The organism is Bradyrhizobium sp. WBAH42 (genome assembly GCF_024585265.1).
Taxonomy (GTDB): domain Bacteria; phylum Pseudomonadota; class Alphaproteobacteria; order Rhizobiales; family Xanthobacteraceae; genus Bradyrhizobium.
In genome coordinates, this window is sequence record NZ_CP036533.1 from 8,202,468 (window position 1) to 8,226,058 (window position 23,591).

Genomic DNA, 23,591 nt, shown 5'->3' on the forward strand with positions numbered 1-23,591 from the left:
CGTTGCGCTGACCTCCCCATATCTCTGTTTCAGTTGCCGCAAGCGATGGATACCGAGCGCCCTCTCAACCATCGGCTCACCGCAGCATTTCATCACGACCCTGATGGCGCGAGCCGGAATGTCCTGCCGTCGTAAAGACGCCCAAGCAAGGAACGGCCACACGATTTTAGGCAGCTCCTCGTCAGACGCAGGTCGTTGATCGCATCGCCCCCGCATCGCCTCAGCTTCGCGAGCGCGTGAGCCAGGACATCGGAACAATCAGTTTCGAGATGGGCAGTGCGCGGCGCGAACTGTAGCTTTGCTACCCAGATCACTCTACACCCCTGCCAAGCCTTACGACGTTGATTTCGGTACGCGCGACGCTATGTGACTTAATGTCGGTCATCTCAAAAGGCTTCACCCGTGCGTGATGCGATAGCCCTGCATCCGCGGCCAGGGCAAAGTGATCTTCCCCCGAAAAAGTGGACGGGTTAAGCGGCTTTTAGCTCCATTTCCATCGAGGCGACATATCCGATCGCGGAATGGAGGCGGGTTCGGTTGTAGAAGCCCTGGATGAAGGCGAAGATATCGCGCTGGCCTCGGCACGGGTGTTGTAGTCGCGATGATGGACCAGCTCGGTTTTCAAGGTATGGAAGAAGCCTCTCCATCGGGGCATTGTCGGAGCAATCGGCCTTGCGGCTCATTGATGCCATGATGCCGGCTCCGGTGAGGACCTTGCGATAGGCGTGTGAGGCATACTGCACGCCGCGATCGGAGTGGTGGATCAATCCAGTTTGCGGCCGTTGCTGCTGGATGGTTATAGTCAGCGCCGCGGACGCGAGTTCGACCTGCATATGGTCTTGCATGGCCCAGCCGACGATCTTTCGGCTGAACAGATCACATGACGGCCGCCAGATACTGCCAGCCCTCCGCGGTCGGGAGTGGAGTAAAAAGCGCGAGCGCGCTTCTCCTCCCCGAACCGTACGTGCACCTTTCAGCGCATACGGCTCTCTGTTCAAGCTTGGCCCATGGCCATAGCAACGTCCTCATAATGCGAGGTGACAGTGCTGCGGGCTTCTTTTCGGAAGATGTATGGATTATCCTCGGATTGCGCCACCGGAACTGCGCCTTCGGACTTGAGACAAGCCGGTGAAGTGCTTTTCCGTGCGGCCCGCCGCGTTCATTCCGACCAAACACGAACCAGGTTTTCGCCTTGCCCGGCTCCGGGGCTCGGTACCATTTCCGCATCAAAGGTTTGATGCGAGATCGGTATTTGTGCCCCCGCGAATGCGCGATTTTCCAGAATACGACGTGGTCGATGCGCCGGAATACGTGCGCGGTGAAGTCGGTGAACTTGTAGAACGCTGCCCATCCCGCCAGTTGACGGTTCAGGCCAGCGATCATGTCGACCGTGCTGACACTATGATTTCCGGAAAAGGGCTTCAGTGAGCCTGCGAACAAACCCTTCGCCTTTTCCTTGGGGATCGTTGTGACGACGGACATGCGCCCGTGCGACCCTCGCTTGCGAATGATCTGTGCCCTAGAAAGACGAAGCCGTCATGACGTGGGTGATATGGGTTTTCTCCAAATTCAGCGTCGCGTCAATTTCAGCTTGCCTTCCAGAAGGCGCGGCATTCTTGGTGGATTTCCTCTGCTTGAGCTTTGGTCCCTTTTACGATGACGACAAAGTCGTCAGCGTATCGGCAATAAGCAACCGCCGGCTTCCATTGCCGGTTCTCTCGAAGCGCAATAGGGCGGCCCAGCTTGATGCCGAAGTTCCATGCCCAGCGGTCCTTGCGAGCCTTGTCGCTCAGGTATTTCGCCTCCAGCCACGCATCAAACTCATGGAGCATGATGTTGGACAAGAGCGGTGACAGCACGCCACCTTGCGGAACACCCTCGCTGTCGTGGGCGCCTTCGCCGATGGTCAATCCTGTCTCAACTTGGCGGCGGCCCGGCTGCGGCACATTGCCGGAACGGCGTGGTCGACCAAATGCTACATGAACATGCGTCGCTCTATCAGCCACAACTCTCTGATGGACTTGCCGGATCGCGGCCAGGAGGCTGGCATTGGATTTGGTCCGCTCACTGACCGGGCGATCACGCCAGGCGTAATAGCCGGCCGGCGAGACCTCGAGCACGGCACAGATCAGCCGCACCGGATCGGCGTCGCGATGGTCTTCGATGAAGCGGAAGCTCATGTCCGGGTTCCGGCGAAGATCGCGATCGACTTTGTTAAGATGTCGCGCTCCATGCGCAGCCGTTCGTTCTCCGGGCGCAGACGAGCGATCTCCGAGCCTGGTCCGCCGACATCGGCGTCGCCTGCGTGGTGGGGCGCCACGCCGCCGATGTCGGCTCCTGCCGGAGCTTGTCAACCCAGCGCCGCAGCACCGAGTCATGCAGACTGAGTTCCTTGGCAACAGACCCGACTCAAAGCCAACTCAACGGCTTGGCGCTTGTAGTCGGTAAATGACCGACGTTGACGTTCCATTCGACACCTCCGGGCTCGATGAGCCTACTACAGGTGCCCACTCATTCGGAGAAGGTTCAACGGGCTCGCCCATGTTTTTTCTATGGCCGCGATTCTTGTGACCCTGTCGGCGGCCCTTGAGTGGACTTCACCGAGTTGTCGCCAGGTCCGTGCATTGACGTGCCGAGCGGGCCGTTGAAGTAAACCTGTAACAGAGGGACAACACATGTCGTGTGCTCAAAGTTGATCTGGACGGAAGTACGCTAGAACAATGGGCGACTGTGTTGTCCACGTGCGGCCTTAAGAACGCTATCCGTCGCGCCGTCGATAAGTCAGCAACAGCCGCGCGTAAGGTCGCGCTCGATATCATCGGGAAAGACATCGGTGTCCCGGTTGCGAGACCCAGGCCGGGCGTGACCAAGCTCATGCGCACGACGCAGGGCGACTTGTAGCGTCGTTCACGGCCTCGACGGTTCGCGTGGGCATTCTCACCACTAGCGGCGCGAAAGTGGGCGCCGGCGGACCTACCGCGAGCACGCATCGATTGACTGGCGACGGCTCTGCTTCGTTGCAGATCAAGAATGCATTCCTTGTTCGCACTGCGCAAGGCGGCACACCTACGTCGCATATAGAAAGAATCACTCGCGACTCCCGATCAAGGCCCTGTACGCGGAGCATCCGGGCTCAGCGATGGGGCAAGATGGCGCCGCAGCGCGTGAGGGGTGAGAGAAAGAGGCGAACGCCCAGCTCGCTGCGCGCATGCCGCAGGAGATCCAGAAACAGCTATTGGCTGACGGGCTGCCTTACACGGCGCCTGCCCACTAAATGAATGACGAACAATGACCGACAAACAGGCGTGGGGCGACCGGCAAGCCGTCGCTTCCTGGCACGACAAGCGTGCGACATCTGCGCACCACAAGCGGGGCCTTCTCTGTATCGCGCAGGCACGCATCACCGCGTCCGTTGCAGGACGCGAAAAGTGCGGTAATCGTCTCGATAGAGTTCGCGAGCCGTTCGGTCGCGTCGCGGTGTGCTCAGCGGCCTTGGCGTTTCGCAGCCCAAGGATGAGCAGCGGTCCAGCGGCGCCCGCGAGCGCATCGGCTGCGTCGGCTAGCGATCGGGTCGTGAACAATGGTTGATTGCGCAAAGCGTCCTCCAAGGCCGGCGCCTTGTCGTCGGTGATCATGCTGGCAGGTCTTTCGTGTGTAGACGGGGTTGACAGGCTCGGCCAGCCACCGAAAAAGGACGCCCACCCCCCGCGGAATGCGGCCCGATCTACTGGCGATGCGACGTTGAGAATCGCGCACCGGCCGGAACCCGTCCCTAAGCCACTGATCTGATAAAGCTTTAAGCCACAGCGCACGAGACGCGGAGCACTTCTAGCCCCGCCTTTGACCGACGGCTTGAGTAACGGGTGTTCGCCCTACGAAACACTCGCTCGCAGTCCCGTTCGCCAAAATGTCTCGTTGGAGAACAACGGGCTCTGTCAGCCCCTCAACCCACGGTGCTCTGTCTGCCCAGGTTTTCCGAGAGAACCGGGCGGGGACCACTAACGTGAGGCTCCCCCCCACCAGCCCCGGTAGGTACTACTGCAAGCTTTTAGCAGTACCCTGCCGGGCATCGGGGACACCCACGCAGGAGGTAGGCCGTGTACTTTCAAATTTACCGCGACACGCGCGATGAGTGGCGTTGGACGCTACTCGCTGGAAATATGCGCAAGATCGCTGAGTCTGGCGAGGGCTATCACAACAGAGCCGATTGCCTTGCGGTCATCGAACTCGTGAAAAGCACCGACCGCGACACTCCGGTGCGGGGGTAACCCCACCCTCATTCGATCAGACTTTCAGGTCGGACAGGCGATAAGATAATTTTCCTCCTCATCCGCCATCCTATCCGCCCCAGAGTAGAACGCTTGTGGCGGGACGTTCAAGGGTTTGGGCATGACCCGGACAAAAGTCCCGGCCCGTCTGGGCTTGCCTTTTTCATCTCTTTTCAACTGGGGTAACGCGGACGTTTCGGAATTTCCACCCGGACGTGACCCGGACAAATGACCCTCCATTCTCTCCAGATGGCACTCCGGAGCACATTATCCCCCTCCCGCCTGAAGGCTCCACGCCTGAACGCCCGAACGACTGAAAGCCTCGACGCCCGACAAGGTCAGATCGCCGCCGCGCCAAGCGCGGCTCCAAATGTACCGGCGTGGAGGCTTTCAGTCGTTCTGGCGAGCCGCCAAAGCAAAAGGGCGGCCTGTTTGGACCGCCCTACAGCCTCACCGTCTCGCAATGCGTCTCAGCCCGATACGTCTCTCGCCATACGAAGCGCAGGATGCTTTGCCGCCCCGACCAAGCTGTTTGCGCCGCGCCTCTAGGCCGCGCAGATTCCTTCATTTTAGCTCCGAGGCTGGGGCGAAGTGGTCTAGTGCCCTCCGAGAGCGCTTCGCGCAGATCGCCAGAGAGAAATGTGGGGACCGCCTTCGCATCGCGCGCGCCTGCAACCGTCCTACCGATGTGCTCGACAATGTAATCTCCCAACGTGTCGCAGGCCGCCATGACATGACGGGATCATTGGCCGCGTCTGAAAATACATCACCGAACGCCTCACCGACTCAAGAGGGCTCGCCTGGCACACAGATCAACTCATGTCGCCATGTTACCCCATTTATTCAACCCTAGCTCGCCTACCTCTAACTCGAACAGATGCGCACTTAGCGCCATGCGCATCTTGTTCGAGAGGATCGCGATATGGTTCGGTTTGATTTCGATGCCCAGCTTTTTCTTCTGCGCCGTGTCGAACGTCATCAGCTCCAACTCAAAATCAACCTCGGCAAACAGCGCGTAGCTTCCGCGTGACCCGGCAGCGGCGCTTTGTCCGTGTGGTGCACAATGGCAGTGATCACGCCCTCGGCTTCCGCGAGTTTGCGGAGTTCACATGCTGACAACAATCACGTGTTCGCCTAACCAAGGTACTCGAAGACGATGATCTCACGTTCTTCGACCTCTGGATGAACCGCCCTAGGATTACGTCGGCGCGTGCATGCGCCAGGCGCTGATCAAGAAGATGCGCGATATGCATCCTTACGTTGTCGAGATGGAGAAGATCGCAGCCAAGCGCGGCATCACCATCAGGGCCCCCCGTGTGCGAAGATCGGGCCCTTCACTGTGCACGCTCCAAACCGCGAGTGACACATCAAGCGGATTACCGATCTCGGCGATAAAGTACAGATTCTTTCGCACTTTCAGGATTGACGGCTTCTTCTAGAATGAAGGAGCTTTGAATGAACGATGGGAATGCCATGGGTCAGGTGATCCAGATTGATGAGGCCCGGATTCGGGATCACCTCGGCGAGATGGTCCGCGGGACGGTGGAAGAGACACTGAACGCGATGCTGGAGGCCGAAGCAGACCAGCTGTGCGGTGCTGGGCGTTATGAGCGCAGCCCGGGCCGGCAGGACACGCGGGCCGGCAGCTACGAGCGAACGCTGCAGACCAAGGCCGGCGACGTCAATCTGAAGGTCCCGAAGCTACGGCGGCAAACCTTCGAGACGGCGATTATCGAGCGCTACTGGAGGCGGGAGAGCTCGGTTGAGGAGGCGCTGATCGAGATGTATCTGGCCGGGATTTCGGTTCGGTGGGTCGAAGACATCACCGAGGCGCTGTGGGCACCCGAGTCAGCCTGAGCACAGTGTCGAACCTGAACAAGAAGATCTATGCCAAGGTCGAGGCGTGGCGGAATCGCAGGATCGAAGGCGAGCATCCGTATCTCTACCTCGGTGGCATCGTGATGAAGCGCAGCTGAGCTGGTGAGGTTCGCAACGTGTCGCTGCTGGTGACCTCGGCGATCAATGCCGAGGGGTTCCGGGAGATCCTCGGCATCTGTGAAGGCGCCAAGGAGGACAAATCCGGCTGGTCATCGTTTCTGCGGCATCTCGTCGATCGCGGTCTCAAGGGCGTGCAGCTGGTGGTTTGCAATGCGTGCCGAGGTCTTGTCGAAAGCGTTGCGGATTATCTGCCGGAGCCGCGCTATCAACGCTGCATAATGCATTTTTATCGCAATGTCTTCAGCCACGTGCCGTCGACCCGTATCCGAGAGGTGAGCCACATGCTCAAGGCCATTCATGCCCAGGAGAGCCGCGCCGCGGCCGACGAGAAAGCCAGGACCGTCATCGCGGATCTGCGGGCCAGCCGTATGGCCAGCTGCTGATCTCGTCGAGCAGGCGGTTCACGAGACGCTCACCTACTGCGCCTTTCCGGACATTCATTGGCGGAAGAGTCGAACGAACAATCCGCTCGAGCGCATCATGAAGGAGATCCGGCGACGAACCCATGTCGTCGGCGCCTTCCCCGATGGTCAATCCTGTCTCAACTTGGCGGCGGCCCGGCTGCCGCACATTGCCGGAACGGCGTGGTCGACCAAATGCTACATGAACATGCGACCGCTCTATCAGCCACAACTCTCTGAAACCGGAGCCGTCGCCTGATCAAAAGTGCGAAAAATTCTGGACAGTACCATCACGACAAGACCCCGCAGTCGTATGCAAGCGAGTCTAAGGGACTTCTCGGCTCTTTCTTCAAAGGCTGCGGCCGACGTCACGGAAAAGTGCTGCAGCGGCCTGGATGGCGAAACTTTGGACGAGAACCCGCCGGCTTACCTAGAGCTGGCCCCGTTGGTTTGGACAGCGCCCGTTGAATTTAAGTGGATTCCTGCCGGGTTATGATGAACGCGGGGCTTTACGATATTGTTGTTGCGTCGGGCGTAGCCCGACCAGAGCGACGACAATATCGTCGGCGACAGTCATGCCGCCATCACCATAGCTTGCGTGCCGAAGTAAACCTCGTCGGGCGTGCGCCTTCAGTGGCTGCGGCGCGATCACTTGTCAATTGGAAATGGCCGGCCAGAATGTCCGCTTCGCTGACCGGTCATTAGAGAGGAAGCGGTAGGCTGCCTTGGTATTCGCCTAATCGTGGCAGGCGAGCGGAATGCCTTGTCCCATGGCGCTTCCAATCTGCGTGAGCAGTTTACGGAATCTGTCGCCGAGCCGCGCGTCCCTAAGCTCGCATCCACTAGGTGTTTAGTCCCGGCATTTGCTGGAGCGGGTTGAGTTTGAATCGTTCTGGCTGGGAAGTCCAGCATTTGCAAATGTATTCGTAGGGTGTGAGGCCATTCAGGGTCTTCAGCCGCCGAGCATAGTTGTAGGCATTGATGAAGTCGGCAAGGTGAGCTTCGAGCTGATCGTGTCGATCGTAGTAATAGCGTTGGACGGTCGCTTCCTTGATCGTGCGGTTCATTCGTTCGACCTGGCCATTGGTCCGACCTCGTGCTCCTTCAAGATCCCGATAATCTGCTCTTCCGTAAAGCGGCTACGCTTCATGCTCTGGTCCTCGTCGTGGGCCAGAACGAACTTCAAACTGGATTAAGCCCCGGGGGCAAGGTCATCGGCCATAGCCCACTCCAGTCGGCCCTCCGGGCGACGCGGGCTTGACCACTAGATAGTTGCTTCCGATTCCCGCAACTTTTGCGTCACGTCGATTACGTTCGACAGATCCCAGCACGAGCCTCCACGCCTTAATGCTGTCCACGTAATTGCCCTGTGCTCAACAGCTTCGTACGGGATGATCGCTCCGCGCAAAACTCGAAACTTGCCATCGAGCAAGATGGACGTTCCCAGCTTCACCCTAGACTGACAATTTGTGATGCAGTCGTGATCGTAGACTGTTCAGGCTTTCTCAAAATACTAGTTAACTGCGGCCTGAAGGGCGATCTCGACCAGGATGTCCTCGGCTGCGAGATTAGCTTCGACCGTGGCACGCGCTGGCAACGCGTTCGAAGGAATCCACCCTTCCCACACACTATTCAGTGCGCCAAAGTCCTTCACGACATTCTTCAACCAGATCTGCGCAAACAGGATACGAGACTTGTCGCTGCCGGCCTTTGCCAACAGATTGTCGATCCTGTTCAGCACTTCAGTCGTTTGGCCGACTACGTCCTTCTTGCGGTCGACGGCGGTCTGCCCGGTGATGAAGGCAATTCCGTTGTAAACGAGGACGTGAGAGAGACGTTTGCCATTGGCGTCGTAGCGTTGAATATTCAAGGTTTACACTCTTTGTGTTGTTTAACAATACTGGTCAGTGAGCGGATGTAACGATCGCGCAGCGTTCGAAATCGCCCGAGCAGTATTGACGACTTGCGGCGCCAGTTGCTCAATCACGGAATCGAGGGTCCAGCGACTGAATGGAACGGCGACATTGACCGCGGCTAGCGGATCGCCCTGAGCGTTAACGATCGGGGCCGCCACGGCGATATCTCCGATGTAGTATTGCTCGTTCGAGGTTGCGTAGCCCGCTGCACGCGCTTCCTGGATGACGGCGCGGAGAGCTTGTGGATCGATTTCTGTTTTATGTGTGAACGCTTGTAATTTCGATTGCGCAAGGATTGCATCGCTGGCTGGAGGGGACAGCGCGGCAAGAAACGCCCGTCCTGCCGAGGAGCAATACATCGGCAGACGTTGGCCTAGCGCGATCGGCACCGAGATTTGCTTATGTCCGGCAAATCGAGACACATAGATCATGTCCGTTTCGCACGGCTCCAAGAGATTGCAACTCTCTCCGGTCGTCCCATTGAGCTCATGGAGATAAGGGTTAGCTCGCTCGACCAATTCACTGGTCTGGAGATACCCCGTACCGATTTCGAGTGATTTGGGTGTCAATCGATACCGACGAGTTTGGGGATCTTTGGCGAAATAGCCTAGTGTTTCGAGCGTGAACGCCAGACGTTGCACCGTGCTCTTGTTCATGCCGGTAATTTCGGCCATGTCGACAAGGCTCAGGCTGGAATACTCGCCACGAAAGGATGAAAGAAGCATCAATCCCTTCGCGAACGAAGTAATAAACAATGGCGATTCTTTCTCGTTGGTCGCTGTAGTCATTGCTCGGTTCCGATTGAACTCACGTCACTTTCCGCCGTCACTATCAGACCGGATGTGTGACCCGCCGCAGAAAGTCCCTCGTGCGCTCGTGGCTAGGTTCACGCAAGATGTCTTGGGCGGATCCTTGCTCCAATATTTGTCCACGATCGAGGAATAGGACCTGATCGGCAACTTCCCGTGCGAAGTGAATTTCATGTGTAACCACTAGCATGGTCATATGCCCTTCCGCCAAACTGCGCATGACCTGCAGAACCTCGCCAACCATTTCGGGGTCGAGGGCGGAGGTCGGCTCGTCAAACAAAATGGCGTCGGGCTGCATCGCCAGGGCCCGTGCGATCGCCACACGCTGCTGCTGGCCACCTGACAGCGATGCTGGATATGATTCGAGTTTGCTCGCGAGTCCGACACGCACGAGTAGCTCCTCGGCGCGGTCGATGACTTCCTTTCTGCCTTGCTTGAGCACGTAAAGCGGTCCCTCCATGACGTTCTCAAGCGCCGTTCTGTGTGGGAAAAGATTGAAGCGCTGAAACACCATTGAAACGCGAGCACGAACCTCATGAATCTTAGACGATCGGGCATCAACTTCCATATTATTGATAAAGATGCTGCCAGACTGATAGCTCTCAAGCCCATTGATACAGCGCAACATAGTTGATTTGCCAGACCCTGAAGGTCCGATGAGACAAACCACCTTACCCTTCGCAATGTCTACGTCGACACCTCGCAGCACTTGCGCAGTTCCGTAGGACTTGTGAACTGCTTGAAAGCGGATCATCAGGCCAGCCTCAGTTTTTGCTCGACACGCCGCATTGTCAGATTAAGAGGAACCACAAGACATAGGTAGAGAATTGCCACCAGGCTGAAGACAGTAAGATTGTCGAAATTCGACGACGCAAGCATTTTTCCCTGCATCGTCAGTTCGGTTACCGAGATCACAGACACCTGGGAGGAGTCCTTTAGCAGCATGACCATGTTGTTGGCATAGGGCGGCATTACAACACGCGCCGCTTGTGGGAGCACTACCCGCCGCATCATTAAGCTATGCTTCATGCCAATCGATTTGGCCGCCTCGGTTTGTCCGCGGTCGATCGCCTCGATACCGGCACGAAACGTCTCGCCGATATAGCAGGAGTACGTGAGCGAAAGTCCCAAGACACCTGCTTGAAACGCTGTGAGATCAACTCCGAGATCAGGCATGACAAAATAGAGATAGAACAAGACGACCAAGATTGGGACGCCGCGCATCAATTCAACAAAGATTCGCGTGGGGCCGGAGAGGTAGCGTACGCCAGAAGTACGAAGCAGCGCCCAAAGCAGCCCCAGCAGAGTAGAGAGCGCTAGAGCTGCTAACGTTACAGCAATCGTTAGCCATAAGCCCTTTATCAGGAAGGGCAAGTAGTCGGCAAACCGGGAGAGAAAGGTATTCACTTGAAGCACCCTCCATTGTGGATACACGTCCCTCGCCGAAGCAGTGAAAAGGACGCTGACGCCTCGACACCGCGGACTTAGAGGTTGTATTTTGCGAAGATGCGCGCCAGTTCGCCGCTTGCCTTCAACTTACCGATCGATGCGTTGACCCTCCGCAACAAGTCGACATTCTGTTTCGCAACGGCTGGAGCAACGTCGCTACTCTTCAGCGGCTTGTAGCCTTCTACAAGGCGCACACCGAGCGCCGGGTTATGGACAATCTGATAGGCAACGATCGGCTGGTCGCCAAAGCCTGCCTTGACACGACCAAGCTTAACTTCGCGCATGATGTCGGCTATGCCATCGTAAAGCTTGACGTCGCTGAACAGACCGAGTCCCTTCAGTGGCTCTACGAAAGCACTGCCTATCTGGGCTCCTACAGGCTGAGCCTTCAGCGCTTCCAGCGTATAGTTTTTCCTATCGTCAGCCGCGACAAACATAGCCTCGCCATAGGCGAAGACGGGATCGGCGAAGCTGACAGCCTCCTTGCGTTGGTCGGTGACCAACATGCCGGCGGAGATCAGATCTATCTTGCCGGTATTGAGGCTCGGAATCAGCGCGGAAAATGCTACGATTTCGAACGACACTTCCCATCCGTTGTCGGCCGCGATCGCCTTTGCAAGGTCGACCATGGCACCCTTGATTTCATGGTTCTCGGGGTCGACAAATGTAAACGGTATGCCCGTGGTCGTGACGCCAACCTTTATCTTTTCCGCAGCCCATGCCGTACCGTTGAGAACGAGTGACGCGCCGAGCCAGAGAATCGCAGCAATCTTAGGCATACTCATTACCTCGCTTCATTTGATGTTGAACAATGACAGGCTCTCTTTGAGGACTCGCGCGTGTCTTTTCGTTGCATCACTCGATAGGCGATGCGCTGGCCCAATCTCATGAAGGCTGGGAATGGATATTTGCGCGGCTCACGTGTTAGAAATGACGCCCCAGTCGCAAATGTCCGACCAGCGGCCATCATGGCGAGCTTACTGCCGACATGAACGGAGAATGACACGCCACTTCCAGCATAGCCGCCACCGCAGAATACCTGGTCTTGGCCGGGAACGGCGTAAACGAACGGCAGCGAATTCATCGACACAGCAACCCATCCACCCCACCAGTAATCTACGGTTGCCTGCGACAATGCCGGAAACTTTCGCCGCATCGCATCAATCATGTAGGCCTTGTGTCTTGGGTTTTCGGCATCCTTGCCCGTGATCGCGCTTCGCCCACCAAACATCATTCGTCCGTCGGGCAAGCGTCGATAGTAAAATAGGAGTCCGCGGGTATCGAACATGCAGTTGCCTGAAGGTAAACTTCCCGCAATCTGCTTTTCGTCCATCGGCGCCGAAACGATAATCTGCGAATGCACGGGAAGAATGCGGGCAGCGAGCGACGGATTAAGGCGCGAGGATGTATAGCCGTTGGTTGCAACGATGACTTTGCGTGCCTTGACTAGACCGCTTGGCGTCCTCAGATGGTGCACTCCACCGTAGCGCTGCCAACCAATCACCGGGGAGTTTGGGTGAACGCGTGCACCATAACGACGAGCGAGTCGGCAAATGCCGCGCGCCAGCTTAAGCGGGTTCATTGAGAAGCCGTCAGGGAAGTACATGGCGCCATGCGCTTCCGCGCCATGATGAATTCCGGCTAAACCCTGTTTGGGCACAAAACGAGCTGGATATCCAACGAGATCGTTGTAGAGTTCCGTTTCGCGCTTTAGCGCCTCAACGTGAGCGTTAAACGCCGCGACCTTGTAGACGCCGTCAGGCTGCACGTCGCAATCAATTTCGCCTTCACGGATTATCGCTCGTACCCCATTCAGTGCTTGAAGCATCTCGTTGAAGTAGGCCTTGCCGACTTCTTCTCCGTAGACTTTGATCAACTTCGCAATAGGCATGCGTCCGCCCGAAATGCGCGCGAAGCTACCGTTGCGCCCACTGCAGCCCCAAGCGACTGAACGGGCTTCAAGGACGATCGCTCTAATGCCGTAGTCGCGCGCAAGTGACAGGGCTGCGCTCAGCCCGGCATAGCCGCCTCCTATTACCGCGACGTCGACTTCCACACCTTCTTGAATGGCTCCGTCGTCTTGGGGTGGTGGGCCCGCGACGGACGCCCAATAGGTTTCTGGATCCAGCACGCTTGGGGCTGGATAATCATCGACTAGTGGATCGTAAGCTTGTTCTGCCATTTATCGCTGTGCGATTTATAATGATCGATTTCAGGCATGTAATTGCAAGTTTGCGATGTAGTCAATCGATTTCGCGCTGTTTTTTTCGAGATGCGATTCCTGCCTATCGCACCTTGACACGAACCGGGTTACATCGCTGGAACATTTTGTTCCGCGGTGAGGCGGGGCGCGTTTCTAGATGAAGTGGTTTTGGTCGAGCACTAAGTGCGGCACTTGGCTCGCATGTTTCGTGCTGTAGCTGTTTGGTTCAGCCCCACCGGACCACTGTCTCGTCAAGGCGCTGGGCCATGTCTGTCTCGTCGGTTTGAGATTGGCGTGCACCACGTTTCAGCCGCGCGCGCCACCCGCCTTCTGATTTCCAACGGTTGATTAACGCTCGGCTCGTCATGCATTCGCCCGCGGACGATCCCCGGCAACAGTCGAACTCAAACTCCGTCGCATCGCGACGGCGGGTGGCCCCTTGTCCCCTGTTTGGAAACGAGCCGACTTCGTGTACTTCTCACACCGCATGTGACTGGCGCTAGCTGGCTTCTGCTCGGCATCTCGAGCACACAAGCGATGGCGCAGGACAAGCCGCGGACGGAACTACCAGCGGTCACCGTAACCGCGCCCAGCCCCATCGTGCGGCGGCAGTCTTCTCCCACACGCACTACATCAAGAAACGCGCGCGGAGCCGCACACAATCGCAGTCGAGGTCCGGACGTCGCGTCTACGCCTTCCCCTGTGGTGACTCAGCAAGGCGTGCTGCCAATCGTGGCCAACCAGTTTGCAACAGTCACGGTACTGCCGAACGAGGAAATCCGCATCGGAGGCGGCGGTCAGCTGGGTGATCTCCTATTCTCCAGACCCGGCATCACCGGCTCGAGCTTCGCGCCGGGCGCCTCTAGCCGACCGATCATCCGGGGCCTTGACGTCAACCGTGTCGGCGTCACCGAGAATGGCATCAACGGCGGCGGAGCGTCGGACCTTGGTGAAGATCACTTCGTCCCGATCGACCCCTTCGCGATCAACCAGATCGAAGTGGTACGGGGGCCCGCCGCGTTGCGCTACGGGTCGACCTCGATCGGTGGAGTCGTGAGCGCGACCAACAACCGAATCCCCGACGCACTGCCGATTTGTGCGACACTGCCGTTCCAAAGCTACGGCAAGCCCACACCTCTTGCCATGCCGGAAGCATCTTGCACTACGGTCGAGACGCGCACAGCGTTCAGCTCAGTCGACCGCGGTGTCGAAGGCGGTCTGCTGGTCGATGCAGGCGCCGACAACTTCGCGTTCCACGCTGACGCCTACGGCCGCAAGACTTCCGATTACAGCATTCCAGAACGAGCACTAACCCGTCAAAATAAGTCGGTTGGACAACTTTCCGCATTGGCCGCCGGTGTTCGTCGTATCGAATGGCGCCGTAGAGAGTTTCGTTCGCCGCGATGTCGAACTCGGGTTGATACCCAACATTGCTGACAACGAAGCTTGCGGATCGAGGTCAATCGCGAGGACCCGAAAGCCGGCCAGGGCGAGGGATTGCGAAAGATACAATGCCCTCGTCGTCTTGGCGGAGCCGTCTTTGAAGTTCGCGACGGCGCATTGCCTCACCCAGAATGTTACTGGACAACTTCTCGCCGATGATTGGGTCGGTGCCATCGAATTGGTTCGGTGGCGTCTATGGCGGGAAAGATCAGTATGGGCGCGCGGCGCGAGGTGGTGTACAATCTCCAGCGTCCCCACTCGTCGCTGAAATACCTGACCCCCGCGGCCTACGCCGCCCACCTCACCGCAACGGACGATCGGCTGCGCAACCCCGACCAGCTCCGCCGATCGTCCGTTGCTCCATCCGCGCCACTTGGCGTACAAAACCCCGAGACTCTAACTGCCGCTGGATGAAAATGCAGTGGCAGGTCAACTGACGTCGAGATCGGCCCAACTCGAGATAGGCCAGTCGTGCCAGCCGGACCTTTGGTCCCTCCGCCGGATGACAGGCGGCGCCAGGCCTTCTTGGGAAGGCTCTGCGCGATCGCGGAGGCGGTGCCGGCGGCAGGCTGCGGCTTGCCCCAGGAACGGAACACATGATTGGAAGCAACACCTAGAACATAGCCTTTGCCCGCCTCGCGCAGCAGGATTTCGATCTCGCCCGTGCCATACAGGCTGTCCGCCGCGACGAACGAGAACGGCGCCTTTGCGGCGATCGCACGAGCGATCATTCGACGCGCGATCTTGGGCTTGGTCGCAAAGTCCACATTGCTCGGTACATGCGGTGCCTTCAGGCGAGCGGGGGCGTCCGTCCATTCCTCCGGCAGGTAGAGCGTGCGATCGATAAAGGCATGGCCATGCCGCGACACATTGGAGGCGAACACTCCGATCTGGCAATTGGTGATCTTGCCCGCCGAGCCAGTGTACTGGCGTGCGACGTCGCACGATACCTTGTCCTGTTTTAAAAACCCGGTCTCATCGATAACCAGAACCGCGTCCTCATCGGCAAGCGTTTCCAGCGCGTACTCACGTACAATGTCGCGCAACGCGTCGGCATCCCACTGCCCCCGACCCAGGATCGCCTGCTGGCGCCACGGGCCTGGATCGCCGGCCGCTTCAGCCCGCATCCAACCCGTCTTGCGCGGCTCGTTACCCAACAGTACGTCGAGAAACCGCCACGCCGAGGCCGCCACCCGCTCCTGCGTAAACAGCGGACGGATGCGTTGCTTGGCATCTCGCAACGAGGAAGCTCACAGCGTCAGCGTATCTTCAACCGACGTGCCGCCAATCATCAGATTCCGAACATGGTCCCACCCGTGGATTCAGAACTCACCGAAAATAGCAACTGTAATGCTAGGGCCATAGGGCTGCTGCGCCTTTCGGCGCTGGCTCCGTTTGCTTCAGGCGCTCTAGGTAGCCGCGCGCGCGCGAAATCACCGCCTCCACGACAGTGTCCAGGACGGGATCGCCGCGGGCAGGCATGGCTTCGACCTCGGCCTTGGCCACCATTGCATGGTGTGTCACGGCCTGAGCAATCTCGGAGACGCGGCGGATCGTCTGTGTTGGAGAGAGCTTGCAGTCGATGGCGAAGCGCTCCCAGTGGTTGCGTCCAAGCTGATCAGCCTGCTTCTGCCCGCCGATCTTCTGCGCCATGTTGCGTGTGATCTTCGGATATGGCGCCGCACAGACGATGTCGTAGCTTGGCGCCATGGCGGCGCCGCGCGCCGATAGCATCAGCGAGTAATTTTTGGCGTGGGAATCCGTGTTCCACACCATTGGATTGAAGATGGCAAGGTCGACGAAGCGGGCGGTCTCATGTGCTGTCATGTGGCGCTGGGTCACGCCGACCATGTCGGCCAATGATGGTCCTTTTAGGCCTCTATCGTTGTTCTGGTACTTGGCAGCTGGCGGTCGGCCGAGGGCTTGGCAGAAGTCCTCCTGATGCAGCCGCCGCCACCTCTTGCCGTCATGACGGCGGTCATAGCGCTCAACCAGCAGGTAGCTACGTTCGCCTGCCGTTCCGGTCGTCACCTTCGGCGTCGGGATTCCGATCATGCGCGCGAGCGTCAGGCAGAATGCCTCGTTCTGGACGGCGCCAGGTAAGTGCTCGCCATCGGGCTTGATGATGTGGGTCGATGGCGCGCCGTCGATCGGTATGTACAGGGTGTCGCCATTCAGAGCGACGGCGAGCTTCGTCTGCACACCGGCAAGCGACATCGACACGCCATCTTCGCCGACGAGGAAGGGCTTGTGGGGTAGCTCATTGAGGATGCGCTCGAGCGCGGCCTTGTCGGGGATCTCTCGCCATTTTCCGGCGATCAGCCCGGTGCCAGGCTGTCCGACGGAGAGCGCGCCGGCGGTGTCGCGGCCCATCTCGGCAAGAAGACCGATGACATCGGCCGGCGACTTGCCGAGCATATGACCTACGATCCCGAGAGTTGCGTTTTCCGGCAGCAGATTTGCCGCCCATGGCAGAATTGCCGAGGCATCGTGGGACGCCCGCGAGAGCGGCATGGTGAGCGACACAGGGAAGGCGCCGGTCAGCCCGCGCCAGGATTCGGCATAGGTGAAGCCTGACGCTTCGTCAGCGGTCGTGATCCAGCCGACCTCTCGCGTCTCAAAGTAGACCGGAAGACGGTCCATCAGGCTCCTCCTCGTCGCTCTCGGGAATGTCCGGTGTCTCGGAAGTGTTCGCGCGGCGGGCTTGGGCGTCCTTGAGAACATCCTCGATGCGCAGCCCGAGCACGTTTGCCACGTGCAGGCTGCGCCCGAGCTGACAGGTGCTTTTTCCGGCCTCGAGGTCGACGATGAAGCGCTTTCCTGTCCCACTCACCATGGCCAGCTCGTCCTGCCGGAGGCCCTGGCGTTTGCGTTCTTCCTGGATGAGGCGACCGAATGCTGCAGCGAACTCGGCGGCTTGGCGCGCGACACCGGTCTCGCCAGGAGCGTCCTTTCGCCATGAGGGGGGAGTACCCTTTGGAGGCGTGTTCATAGCTCCCCTCGTCACAAAGTTACCGATGGGGAACTTTATGAGCTGGAACGGAGAATGTCCAGCGAAAAGTTACCGAGCGGGATTTTCTACGCAGTTCCGACATAAAGAGGCAAAAAGGTTACCGAACGGGAACTTTTACGCCGAAGCCACGGTTGGGCGACCCAGAAAGTTACCGATGGGAATCTGCTGCCAATACCAACTCGGTTTTTTGGAAATCGATGACGACCGGAGGGAATCCCCGCTCATCCGTCGAGCGAAACATGGTCCTTGGCGTCCACTCGATGTGGCGACCTCCTCACGTTCGGCGAATGAGTAGCGCCCTAATAGAAGTTTTGACGACAAGTTTTGACGATAGCGAAATGTGTCGGGGTCATACCGCCCGCTCGTGCAGTTGGCAGACAATATTGTGCAACCCTGCGCGAACGCTTTCTCACCGCGGAAAGACAATCATTCCAGGCCATCAACAATCGGCGAGCGTCTGACCAGGTTGACTGCCGAGAGATACGACATCAGCTTAACCGTGGATGATGATTTTGGCGATGAACTCAAGTCGACCTCGGATTTGTTGGGAGAACTCAAATCAATTCTTCCCCGGGAAACCATCGAGCATTTCTACGCCGTCAACAAGCTGGGCAACAAGGGAGCGCACGACGACGAAAACAAAACACCTACGCGTAAAGATGCGCGAAAGGCACTTGAGAGTGCCCGTCAGCTTGCACGTTGGTTCGTTCGCGAGAACTCCCAGATGCAGACCCGAGACGAAGCGAGGTACTCCGCGAGAGAAAATGAGCCACAAACAAAGACCATCGATGAGCACACACGTACTCAAAATCTCTTCTGGAGAAGAGTTGGTTTCGCAGTGCTCGCCCTGATAGGAATAGTCGTGTGGTATCTGTGGGATAATCGTTCGACGAATGTTGAAGCCAGACTGGAAGAACAGCGTCGTATTGAAATTGTCCGTCGACAGAGGGAACAGTAGCAGGACGAAGAACGGCGGAAAGTCGAACAGCGACGCCACCTTGAAGAGCAAATGCGGCGCGCTGAACAACAACGCCAGCAGCAGGAATATGAGCGTCGCGTCGCGATGATCACTGAAGGAATTAGGAGTGGCCGGTGTGGCGGAAATCCACGCGGAGCGTACTGGTGTTGCGATCCGGGATTGTGGGCTCGTCCTGGAGGCGGCTGCTCGCGTTCTCGCTGAGGACTAGGATTGTCCGTCGTCAGATAATTTGAAACTGATCAGCTTTTCGAGAAGGAGAGGCTCTGGCTGATCAGGGGTTAGAATTAAGCTGCTTGCACTTGATGCTGCAAGCGGCGGTTTGCGATGGTGTTGCGTTTGATGAGTCTTCGTTCGGCGAGTGATCGCCTCAGCCCTGCCGAAGTAGACATCGGCAGGAGTGAGGTTGAAGTATTTTGCAAGATGTGCTGGCCGTCTTCGGTTTGTAGCTCGCGCCACAAGTCTTGTGCCCACTTGGCACCTTCACCATTCAAAGTTCTACTGTCCTCGTCGACTCCCAACGCGGATGTGGTTCGAGTTGCACCGCTGGTCCTATCCGCCAGCCGACGCCGCGCCCCTGCGCAGTTCGAGAGGCGCGATGAGCGTCTAATCGGTGCCACCTGCTCAACTTTTACTCCCTGTTCGCGGGATTACCAACGGCGCACGATGGCCGAATGGAAATTCGTTACTGCACGCTGGAGCAATTGGGGCCCGAACATCGACGGTGTCTCGACGCCGCATTTGATGTTCTCTTTGAGCATGTCGTAACGGGTCCGGCCCTTCGTACAATTTGATCGCAACTTGGCCGCGGAACCCGATTCGACAGGTACAAGTCCCAAGAGTTAGACTTTATGTATATGTATGGAACTATGAACGTACCGCAATCGACAAATGTCACAACGCCAGTTGCCATCTACGCGAGAGTATCAACTGCACGTCAGGAAGAAGACGGAACGATCGTGACCTGCCACTGCATTTTCATCCAGCGGCAGTTAGAGTCTCGGGGTTTTGTACGCCAAGTGGCGCGGATGGAGCAACGGACGATCGGCGGAGCTGGTCGGGGTTGCGCAGCCGATCGTCCGTTGCGGTGAGGTGGGCGGCGTAGGCCGCGGGGGTCAGGTATTTCAGCGACGAGTGGGGACGCTGGAGATTGTGCGCCGGGATCTGGCGCTGCGCTATGCCGATGGCTCCGCGCCAGCTCCCGTCGCTACCACCGCCCAACTGGGCAAATCCAATGGCTTGAGCGAACTCAGAACTGGATAAAATCTGGGGGCAAGGTCACACCCAACCAGAGGGTCGGCGGTCGGGGGGGGGCGTTGCATTTTGACGAACGCCTGTGATTTAAACTCCCAAACTGGGGTGTCGGACCATTTGCCAGAACTCGCTGGTCATCAAGCGCATCTCGTGTCACAGTCAACTACCTGCTTAGGCAGTTGATCGAAGCGACAAACATAGGACAAATCGATGCCAAGGAATGCGTTTCCGCGTCGCTAAACACCTTCACATCTGTAGTTTTCAAGCGCGGGATCGAGGCGGGTGGCTGGACGGACAAGCCGAGCGCTGGTGATTCCAGATGCATGCCATGGCTTGACGAGGGAACGCAATTTGCCGGCGAGAGCTGCCGTGTATTGACCCGTTACGACGTTCGACCGAAGCATTTCGTTCTCGGGTTGACTAGGCGAACGGAGCCTGATGCTCCTGCAATTCCATCGCGCTGCCGAAGACATGGAAATATGGAGTGCGAACAGCGACGGCTATTCGTTCGTGATCAGCTTCCAGAGCCCGACTGGTCGTGGCTTCCGCGGAAGGTCGGGCTACGTCGCCTCGTGGCGTCCGCTTGACCAGAGCCGTGGCTCGATCAGGATTCTCGGCTGGCCGCTCCAAAGCTTCGCTGAGGCCGAGAATGCGTGCAACAGTATGCTGAATTACCTTCGAGACGTGAACTGATCCGCGCTCGCTGAGAATATGGAGCCTTGCCAAACGCCTCAGTCGCGAGCGCCGCCCAGGATACTCGATCGAATCTCACCGCTCACTCATTATGCAAAAGGCGTTGGAGCAATATGCTGATAGCCGATGCAGACGAAGTTGATCTTTAGGAATGGCAGTCGGGATGATGAGTTGTGTACAATGAGCAGCAGACAGCTTAAAGATGAGTGCGACGCCGAGGAAGCCGAGGCGATTGCCGCGGCACTTGACCTCACGCTCGATGAATTGAATCAAATCGAGTATACGATAAACGAGATCGCCAACGACGATGGGCTGGTTTACGCATACGGCGTAGAAATCAAAGAAGGAGCCCCGCAGTACATCCTCGACAAGCTTGCGCCGCTGCCCTGGCGGGGCAACTTAGCGGTGATTCATGTGCGGGGATACGCCCACGACGCAGATCAAGAGGAAATTGAAATAGAGATGGCCAGGACGACCGTTTACAAAGTAAAGCTCTACAACATCGCTACAGATGAAGTGGTTATCTCCCGGCGCATGGCCACCTACGACGGGGCAGCCAAGATGGGAGGGTGGCCGGTTAAAGGGACGGGTCATGTAATTGAACTAGCTGACCTAGAACCCGGCGAGGAATGGACACCTCGCGATTTCGATCCGACCACGATATGACGGTGCTCACGACTGAGCATCTGCTCATTTGGCTAGCGAAACACATTGCCGCTGTCTGGGTTGGGTTCGAAATCTTAACTGCCCGGTTGCCGATGTTTGCCCTGGGGCATCACGGAACTTGAACGGTATTCCTAGCTCCTGCAGTTCGTTGTTGATCTTCGTGTAGTACTCCTTTTTCCGCTGCTTCCAATCAGATGTTAGATTGAGTTTTGTTATATCGTCGTCCGACATGCTTTGAATCGTCTTCTCTATTCCGTCGCCTTCAAAGAACACGTTTACGTTCAACAAGTCAGGAAAAGAGTGCGAGTAATCGCTGAATGCAGAGTATCCCTCCATTGAGGACCGTCTTGTTTGACGAAGGCGAGCGCGGCAGGTCCTAGGGGGAATCCTAGGAGAAGCGCTATGACGATTTCGCGGGCAGAGGTGATCACATCGGTCGAGCGGCGACGCCGGTGGTCGCGAGATGAGAAGGAACGGCTAGTTGCAGCATCGCTCGAGCCCGGAGCCACTGTTTCCGAGGTGGCTCGCATGGCCGGCCTTCATGTGAGTCAGCTGTTCAGGTGGCGCAAAGAGATTTGCAAGTACAGTGAGACGAGTATAGCTCCGTTCGTGCCGGTCGAGATTGGACCGTCTGTGCCGCCGCGGGATCTGACCGAGGCGCCGTTGACGACGGCGCCGGCGCGTCGGCGGAGGAGCCAGGGCATCATCGAGATTGATCTGGGTAGCGGACACCGCATCCGGGTCGATGGCGACGTTGATGGAGACGCGCTGCGTCGCGTTGTCGATGCCCTGGTGCGCCGATGATCCCGGTTCCGACAGGCGCGCGAGTGTGGCTCGCGACAGGCTACACCGATATGCGCAGAGGCTTTCCCTCGTTGGCACTCCAAGTGCAGGAGGTGCTGCACAAAGATCCGCTCAACGGTCATCTGTTCGTCTTCCGTGGTCGCCGCAGCGATCTTGTGAAGATGATCTGGCACGATGGCCAGGGAGCATGCCTGTTTACCAAAAGGCTCGAGAGAGGAAGGTTCATTTGGCCATCGATTGCCGGTGAAACAGTAACGATCTCGCCGGCGCAGTTGAGCTATTTGCTGTCCGGGATCGATTGGCGCAACCCACAAGAAACTCAGCGTCCAACGCGGGTCGGATAGCGTTTTGTGGTTGGAATCTGCGGCTTGATCTGACTCAATGACCTCATGATATCGAGGCCGGACGATCTTCCATCGGACCTTGCAAGCGCCCTGGCAGCGTTGCAGGCTGAGCGTGAGGCGCGGCTGCGAGCCGAGGCGATGGCTGCCAGCGCGAGAGCTGAGCTGTCGGATAACGCGGCGCTGATCGCGCATCTCGAGTTGCGGATCGACAAGCTCAAGCGCGAACTGTACGGGCAGCGCTCCGAGCGCAACTCACGGCTGCTCGAGCAGCTGGAATTGGAGCTCGAAGAACTCGTCACCACGGCGAGCGAGGATGAACTGGCCGCGCGGGCCGCGGCGGCGAAAGTCCAGAGCGTGCGCGCCTTCATGCGCAGGCGGCCGGCGCGCAAGCCCTGGCCGGATGATATCGAACGCGAGCGCGTCGTTATTGAGGCTCCAACGATCTGCGCCTGCTGCGGTGGGGCGCGCCTTGCGAAGCTGGGCGAGGATGTGACCGAGACCCTGGAGGAGATCCCGCGCCGGTTCAAGGTCATCGAGACGGTACGGGAAAAGTTCACCTGCCGCGATTGCGAGAAGATCAGCCAGCCGCCAGCACCGTTCCATGGCATCGGTCCACAATTGCTGGCGACGTCGACCCGCAAAGGAAAGCGATGCCGATCACGCCGGCATTCTGCTTCGCCCATGCGCGGCGGGGCTTCTTCGAGCTGGCCGACATCGAGGAGAACGCCAGGGAAGGCAGCAAGGGCAAACCGGTCTCTCCGATCGCGCGGGAGGCGGTTAGACGCCTCGATGCGTTGTTCGAGATCGAGGGCGTGCCATCAACGGCCGCAGCGCCGACGAGCGCCGTGCCGTGCGCCAGGAGCGAAGCAAGCCGCTGCTCGACGACATGCACGCGTGGCTGCTGCTCGAGCGAGAAACCCTCTCGCGCTCCTCCGAGGTCCTGAAGCCCATCAACTACATGCTCAGGCGCTGGGCCGACTTTGCCCGATTCCTCGACGATGGCAGGATCTGCCTCAGCAATAACGCCGCTGAAAGAGCGCTACGCGGCATTGCCTTGGGAAGGCGCAACTGGACCTTCGCCGGCAGCCTGCGCGGCGCTGACCGCGCCGCCATCATGCTGACGATGATCACGACCTGTCGCCTGAACGACGTCGATCCCAAGGCCTGGCTCGCCGACGTCCTAGCCCGTATCGCCGATCTTCCTGCATCGCGTCTGCAGGAACTGCTGCCCTGGGAATGGAAGCTTCTGCGCCAAGTGGGCAACCCCGACGATCAGCAAGCCGCCTGATCCTTCACCCAACGCTGTCATACAGCTCGCCAGGCCCGCGCGCATGCGTCTATCAGGCGGCCTCCG

General features: G+C 58.3%; 18 protein-coding genes and 9 pseudogenes. 10 read left to right on the plus strand and 17 right to left on the minus strand.

From position 1 onward, the window contains the following. Window positions 1-470: 470 nt before the first annotated feature. The 3 genes and pseudogenes from DCG74_RS38285 to DCG74_RS39190 all read right to left on the minus strand — a co-directional run. Window positions 471-939: pseudogene (locus tag DCG74_RS38285) on the minus strand (IS3 family transposase); the annotation flags it as partial. A 336-nt stretch (window positions 940-1,275) separates the two neighbouring features. Then, a pseudogene (locus tag DCG74_RS38915) lies at window positions 1,276-1,482 on the minus strand (group II intron maturase-specific domain-containing protein); the annotation flags it as partial. Window positions 1,483-1,586: 104 nt separating this feature from the next. Further along, complete coding sequence (locus tag DCG74_RS39190; protein ID WP_370154587.1) at window positions 1,587-2,180, minus strand: reverse transcriptase domain-containing protein; 594 nt, start codon at window positions 2,178-2,180, stop codon at window positions 1,587-1,589. 1,917 nt (window positions 2,181-4,097) lie between these two features. Here DCG74_RS39190 and DCG74_RS38300 point away from each other — a divergent pair. Then, window positions 4,098-4,268, plus strand: coding sequence for a DUF1508 domain-containing protein (locus tag DCG74_RS38300; RefSeq protein ID WP_074448437.1), 171 nt, complete (start codon window positions 4,098-4,100; stop codon window positions 4,266-4,268). An 817-nt stretch (window positions 4,269-5,085) separates the two neighbouring features. Here DCG74_RS38300 and DCG74_RS38305 read toward each other — a convergent pair. Then, window positions 5,086-5,247, minus strand: a complete 162-nt coding sequence (locus DCG74_RS38305) for a hypothetical protein (protein ID WP_172789705.1) — start codon at window positions 5,245-5,247, stop codon at window positions 5,086-5,088. 494 nt (window positions 5,248-5,741) lie between these two features. Here DCG74_RS38305 and DCG74_RS38310 point away from each other — a divergent pair. Further along, a pseudogene (locus DCG74_RS38310) lies at window positions 5,742-6,926 on the plus strand (IS256 family transposase). Window positions 6,927-7,403: 477 nt separating this feature from the next. Here DCG74_RS38310 and DCG74_RS38315 read toward each other — a convergent pair. The 8 genes and pseudogenes from DCG74_RS38315 to DCG74_RS38350 form a co-directional block, all read right to left on the minus strand. Continuing rightward, entirely contained in the window at window positions 7,404-7,463 is a 60-nt protein-coding gene (locus DCG74_RS38315; protein ID WP_246709132.1) for a hypothetical protein, read from the minus strand. Window positions 7,464-7,509: 46 nt separating this feature from the next. Beyond that, window positions 7,510-7,755, minus strand: a pseudogene (locus DCG74_RS38320) (integrase core domain-containing protein); the annotation flags it as partial. 425 nt (window positions 7,756-8,180) lie between these two features. Next, window positions 8,181-8,537: a RidA family protein gene (locus DCG74_RS38325; protein ID WP_172789721.1), complete on the minus strand. Its 357-nt coding sequence runs from the start codon at window positions 8,535-8,537 to the stop codon at window positions 8,181-8,183. Window positions 8,538-8,558: 21 nt separating this feature from the next. Then, a complete protein-coding gene (locus DCG74_RS38330; RefSeq protein ID WP_172789720.1) occupies window positions 8,559-9,371 on the minus strand; it encodes an IclR family transcriptional regulator in 813 nt (270 codons plus the stop codon). Between the two features lie 43 nt (window positions 9,372-9,414). Next, the gene (locus tag DCG74_RS38335; RefSeq protein WP_172789719.1) at window positions 9,415-10,146 is read right to left on the minus strand and encodes an amino acid ABC transporter ATP-binding protein; all 732 of its coding nucleotides are present in this window, start codon (window positions 10,144-10,146) and stop codon (window positions 9,415-9,417) included. Continuing rightward, window positions 10,146-10,799, minus strand: a complete 654-nt coding sequence (locus tag DCG74_RS38340; protein ID WP_172789718.1) for an amino acid ABC transporter permease — start codon at window positions 10,797-10,799, stop codon at window positions 10,146-10,148. The genes DCG74_RS38335 and DCG74_RS38340 overlap by 1 nt, the downstream gene beginning before the upstream one ends. Window positions 10,800-10,876: 77 nt before the next feature. Further along, window positions 10,877-11,620 (minus strand): ABC transporter substrate-binding protein, encoded by a 744-nt coding sequence (locus tag DCG74_RS38345; RefSeq protein WP_172789717.1) that lies wholly within the window; start codon window positions 11,618-11,620, stop codon window positions 10,877-10,879. Between the two features lie 5 nt (window positions 11,621-11,625). After that, window positions 11,626-13,023 (minus strand): FAD-binding oxidoreductase, encoded by a 1,398-nt coding sequence (locus DCG74_RS38350; RefSeq protein WP_172789716.1) that lies wholly within the window; start codon window positions 13,021-13,023, stop codon window positions 11,626-11,628. Between the two features lie 558 nt (window positions 13,024-13,581). Between DCG74_RS38350 and DCG74_RS38355 the strand changes: the two are divergent. Continuing rightward, window positions 13,582-14,343, plus strand: a pseudogene (locus DCG74_RS38355) (TonB-dependent receptor plug domain-containing protein); the annotation flags it as partial. 9 nt (window positions 14,344-14,352) lie between these two features. On the opposite strand, the gene DCG74_RS38360 reads toward DCG74_RS38355, so the two are convergent. Next, window positions 14,353-14,661 (minus strand): AAA family ATPase, encoded by a 309-nt coding sequence (locus tag DCG74_RS38360; protein ID WP_257187524.1) that lies wholly within the window; start codon window positions 14,659-14,661, stop codon window positions 14,353-14,355. A 63-nt stretch (window positions 14,662-14,724) separates the two neighbouring features. Between DCG74_RS38360 and DCG74_RS38365 the strand changes: the two are divergent. Then, window positions 14,725-14,901 (plus strand): annotated as a pseudogene (locus DCG74_RS38365) (IS3 family transposase); the annotation flags it as partial. Between the two features lie 24 nt (window positions 14,902-14,925). Here DCG74_RS38365 and DCG74_RS38370 read toward each other — a convergent pair. The 3 genes and pseudogenes from DCG74_RS38370 to DCG74_RS38380 form a co-directional block, all read right to left on the minus strand. Then, window positions 14,926-15,728: pseudogene (locus tag DCG74_RS38370) on the minus strand (IS701 family transposase); the annotation flags it as partial. 112 nt (window positions 15,729-15,840) lie between these two features. Continuing rightward, on the minus strand, window positions 15,841-17,211 hold the full coding sequence (locus tag DCG74_RS38375) for a type II toxin-antitoxin system HipA family toxin (protein WP_306558288.1): 1,371 nt from the start codon (window positions 17,209-17,211) through the stop codon (window positions 15,841-15,843). Next, on the minus strand, window positions 17,105-17,479 hold the full coding sequence (locus DCG74_RS38380) for a helix-turn-helix domain-containing protein (RefSeq protein WP_172789737.1): 375 nt from the start codon (window positions 17,477-17,479) through the stop codon (window positions 17,105-17,107). The genes DCG74_RS38375 and DCG74_RS38380 overlap by 107 nt, the downstream gene beginning before the upstream one ends. 487 nt (window positions 17,480-17,966) lie before the next feature. Between DCG74_RS38380 and DCG74_RS38385 the strand changes: the two genes are divergently transcribed. Beyond that, on the plus strand, window positions 17,967-18,458 hold the full coding sequence (locus tag DCG74_RS38385; protein WP_172789738.1) for a hypothetical protein: 492 nt from the start codon (window positions 17,967-17,969) through the stop codon (window positions 18,456-18,458). Window positions 18,459-19,454: 996 nt separating this feature from the next. On the opposite strand, the pseudogene DCG74_RS38390 reads toward DCG74_RS38385, so the two are convergent. Continuing rightward, window positions 19,455-19,631 (minus strand): annotated as a pseudogene (locus DCG74_RS38390) (IS3 family transposase); the annotation flags it as partial. 537 nt (window positions 19,632-20,168) lie between these two features. On the opposite strand from DCG74_RS38390, the gene DCG74_RS38395 reads away from it, so the two are divergent. The 5 genes and pseudogenes from DCG74_RS38395 (at window position 20,169) to DCG74_RS38415 (ending at window position 23,525) form a co-directional block, all read left to right on the plus strand. Continuing rightward, window positions 20,169-20,423 (plus strand): hypothetical protein, encoded by a 255-nt coding sequence (locus DCG74_RS38395; protein ID WP_172789739.1) that lies wholly within the window; start codon window positions 20,169-20,171, stop codon window positions 20,421-20,423. Window positions 20,424-20,603: 180 nt separating this feature from the next. Beyond that, window positions 20,604-21,089, plus strand: coding sequence for a hypothetical protein (locus tag DCG74_RS38400; RefSeq protein ID WP_172789740.1), 486 nt, complete (start codon window positions 20,604-20,606; stop codon window positions 21,087-21,089). A 402-nt stretch (window positions 21,090-21,491) separates the two neighbouring features. Then, on the plus strand, window positions 21,492-21,893 hold the full coding sequence (locus DCG74_RS38405) for a transposase (protein WP_172789741.1): 402 nt from the start codon (window positions 21,492-21,494) through the stop codon (window positions 21,891-21,893). After that, window positions 21,890-22,237, plus strand: a complete 348-nt coding sequence (gene tnpB / locus DCG74_RS38410; protein WP_172789742.1) for an IS66 family insertion sequence element accessory protein TnpB — start codon at window positions 21,890-21,892, stop codon at window positions 22,235-22,237. Before DCG74_RS38405 ends, tnpB begins: the two co-directional genes overlap by 4 nt. A gap of 45 nt (window positions 22,238-22,282) precedes the next feature. Further along, window positions 22,283-23,525: pseudogene (locus tag DCG74_RS38415) on the plus strand (IS66 family transposase). Window positions 23,526-23,591: the final 66 nt, after the last annotated feature.

What these genes read in the sequence shown, in the direction of transcription:
- DCG74_RS39190 (WP_370154587.1), bottom strand. Translation starts at nt 2,180, where the DNA reads ATGAGCTTCCGCTTCATCGAAGACCATCGCGACGCCGATCCGGTGCGG.
- DCG74_RS38305 (WP_172789705.1), bottom strand. Translation starts at nt 5,247, where the DNA reads ATGACGTTCGACACGGCGCAGAAGAAAAAGCTGGGCATCGAAATCAAA.
- DCG74_RS38330 (WP_172789720.1), bottom strand. Translation starts at nt 9,371, where the DNA reads ATGACTACAGCGACCAACGAGAAAGAATCGCCATTGTTTATTACTTCG.
- DCG74_RS38335 (WP_172789719.1), bottom strand. Translation starts at nt 10,146, where the DNA reads ATGATCCGCTTTCAAGCAGTTCACAAGTCCTACGGAACTGCGCAAGTG.
- DCG74_RS38345 (WP_172789717.1), bottom strand. Translation starts at nt 11,620, where the DNA reads ATGCCTAAGATTGCTGCGATTCTCTGGCTCGGCGCGTCACTCGTTCTC.
- DCG74_RS38350 (WP_172789716.1), bottom strand. Translation starts at nt 13,023, where the DNA reads ATGGCAGAACAAGCTTACGATCCACTAGTCGATGATTATCCAGCCCCA.
- DCG74_RS38360 (WP_257187524.1), bottom strand. Translation starts at nt 14,661, where the DNA reads ATGGCACCGACCCAATCATCGGCGAGAAGTTGTCCAGTAACATTCTGG.
- DCG74_RS38375 (WP_306558288.1), bottom strand. Translation starts at nt 17,211, where the DNA reads ATGTTCTCAAGGACGCCCAAGCCCGCCGCGCGAACACTTCCGAGACAC.
- DCG74_RS38380 (WP_172789737.1), bottom strand. Translation starts at nt 17,479, where the DNA reads ATGAACACGCCTCCAAAGGGTACTCCCCCCTCATGGCGAAAGGACGCT.
- DCG74_RS38395 (WP_172789739.1), top strand. Translation starts at nt 20,169, where the DNA reads ATGCTCCTGCAATTCCATCGCGCTGCCGAAGACATGGAAATATGGAGT.
- DCG74_RS38400 (WP_172789740.1), top strand. Translation starts at nt 20,604, where the DNA reads ATGAGCAGCAGACAGCTTAAAGATGAGTGCGACGCCGAGGAAGCCGAG.
- DCG74_RS38405 (WP_172789741.1), top strand. Translation starts at nt 21,492, where the DNA reads ATGACGATTTCGCGGGCAGAGGTGATCACATCGGTCGAGCGGCGACGC.
- tnpB (WP_172789742.1), top strand. Translation starts at nt 21,890, where the DNA reads ATGATCCCGGTTCCGACAGGCGCGCGAGTGTGGCTCGCGACAGGCTAC.